The sequence below is a fragment of the Streptomyces sp. YS-3 genome (genome assembly GCF_045257485.1).
Lineage (GTDB): Bacteria > Actinomycetota > Actinomycetes > Streptomycetales > Streptomycetaceae > Streptomyces.
This window is the reverse complement of sequence record NZ_JBJHPC010000846.1, coordinates 1-2,227: the sequence shown is the minus strand read 5'-3', so window position 1 is coordinate 2,227 and position 2,227 is coordinate 1. Positions and strand designations below refer to the sequence as shown.

General features: G+C 72.7%; 2 protein-coding genes. Both read left to right on the top strand.

From position 1 onward, the window contains the following. Positions 1–300: 300 nt before the first annotated feature. Complete coding sequence (locus ACJA3G_RS35480; RefSeq protein ID WP_406557145.1) at positions 301–876, top strand: N-acetylmuramoyl-L-alanine amidase; 576 nt, start codon at positions 301–303, stop codon at positions 874–876. Between the two features lie 164 nt (positions 877–1,040). Beyond that, positions 1,041–2,227 (top strand): GAF domain-containing protein (locus tag ACJA3G_RS35475; protein ID WP_406557144.1); only part of this gene is annotated, 1,187 nt, incomplete at its 3' end.

Below are 2,227 nucleotides of genomic sequence, written 5' to 3'. Positions count from 1 at the left end.
GCCCGGTCGGGCGCGGAGGTACGGGGGGCGTGGCCATAGCCTCCAGAGTCGGACGGAAACGGTTCATCTCGCGACCCCTGCCCGGAATTTACGCCAAAGTCGGTCAGTCGCCGCGCGCACGGAAGACGTCCGGGTGGTGGCGGCGCACAGCCCCGCGCACAGACGACGCCACGCGCTGCCGCCTGTCTTCCACGCCCCCGCCCCTCGCCGTACCGTAACCTCGGCGAGGTTCTTGCCGGTTGAACGTGACGTATCGACACATATACGACGCAGACACGACGTACAGGAGCTCCGTTACCCGTGGACCGCCGAAGACTCCTCCAGGGCGCCGCCGCCAGCGTGGCCGCGAGCGCGCTCTTCCCCGCGACGCGAGCCGAGGCCGTGGCCGACACCGATTACCCGCTGGCGCACTGGGTCGCCGCCTCGACCTCCAACTCGACCGTCTCCCAGCGCCCGGTCTCGTACGCCATCGACCGGGTGGTCATCCACGTCACCCAGGAGTCGTTCGCGACCACCCTCCAGATCTTCCAGAACCCGGCGAAGAAGGTCTCCGCCCACTATGTGGTGCGCTCCGCCGACGGCTATGTCGCGCAGATGGTGCGCGAGCGGGACATCGCCTGGCACGCGGGCAACTGGGCCTACAACACCCGCAGCATCGGCATCGAGCACGAGGGCTGGGTGGACCAGCCCTCCTACTTCACGGACGCGCTCTACGAGGAGTCGGCCCGCCTGACCGCCTCGATCTGCGACCGCTACGGCATCCCCAAGGACCGCGAGCACATCATCGGCCACTATCAGGTGCCCGGCAGCGACCACACCGATCCGGGGACGAACTGGGACTGGGTGCGGTACATCCGCCTCGTCAACTTCTCCTGACCGGCAGGCGACCGACACGCCACGCGCGCGTCACCGTCGGTGCGAGCCCCGTCGGTGCGAGATGGCTTGCCGGGTGTGCGGGGCGGCCCGACGATGGACAGTCCCGACAGGTCCCGCCCGTCCACACCACCCACACCACCCACACCGTCCGCCCGGAGGCCCGGTTGACCGATACGCGGTACGAGTCGCGGTACGCGTCCTGGGTCGCCCTGGAGGCCGGCGCGGACCCCGCCGAGCGGACCGGTGAGCTGCGCCGCGCCCATGAGGCGTTCACGTCGGCCGGACGGGTGGTCCGGCCCGTACGCCCCCTGGTGGCGGCGTCCTGGCGGCGCTCGGCCCGCGCCCGGGTGAATCCGGACGGCACGGCCGGGCTGGAGCTGGACGAGGACGAGCTGGCGGCATACCGCGACGGGCACCCCCTCGCCCGCGCGATGCCGTTGATACGGGAGCTGACGGGCGCGTACGCGAAGGACGGCGAGCACCTCGTCGCGGTCTGCGACGCGCGGGGGCGGCTGCTGTGGGTCGAGGGCGATGCCGGAACCCGGCGCAAGGCGGGCGCGATGAACTTCGTGCCGGGCGCCCGGTGGGCGGAGTCGGCGGTGGGAACCAACGCGCCGGGCACGGCGTTGACAGAGGACCGGGCCGTACAGGTCTTCTCCGCCGAGCACTTCCGGCGCCCGGTGCACCCCTGGACGTGCGCGGCGGCCCCACTCCACGACCCGGGTACGGGACGGCTGCTCGGCGCCGTGGACATCACCGGCGGCGACGGCCTCGCGCACCCGCACAGCCTCGCGTTCGTCCAGGCGGTGGCGCGTGCGGCGGAGGGGGAGCTCGCCCTGCTCGCCCCGCCGCCGACCGGCGACACGATGGAGCTGAGCGCCCTCGGCCGGGACGAGGCGCTGCTGGTCGCCCTGGGACGTAAAGTGCGCCTGAGCCGTCGCCACAGCGAAATCCTGATCCTGCTCGCCTGCCACCCCGAGGGCCTGACGGGTGATCAACTGCTGATCGGCCTGTACGAGGACGAGTCCGTGACGCCGGTGACGGTCCGCGCCGAACTGTCCCGTCTGCGCCATCTCCTGGGCCCCGACCTCCTCGCCTCCCGCCCGTACCGCCTCACCCTCCCCGTAGACACCGACTTCGACATGGTCGCCCGGCGTCTGGCCTCGGGGGCGGTGGCAGCGGCGACGGGCGCGTACGCGGGCCCCCTGCTGCCCTCCTCGCAGGCGCCCGCGGTGGTACGGATACGGTCCCGGCTCGCCGCCCAGGTGCGCGCGGCCGTGATCGAGCGGGGCGCTCCCGGACTGCTGGCGGACTGGGCGCGCAGCCCGTGGGGCGAGGAGGACGCGGGGGC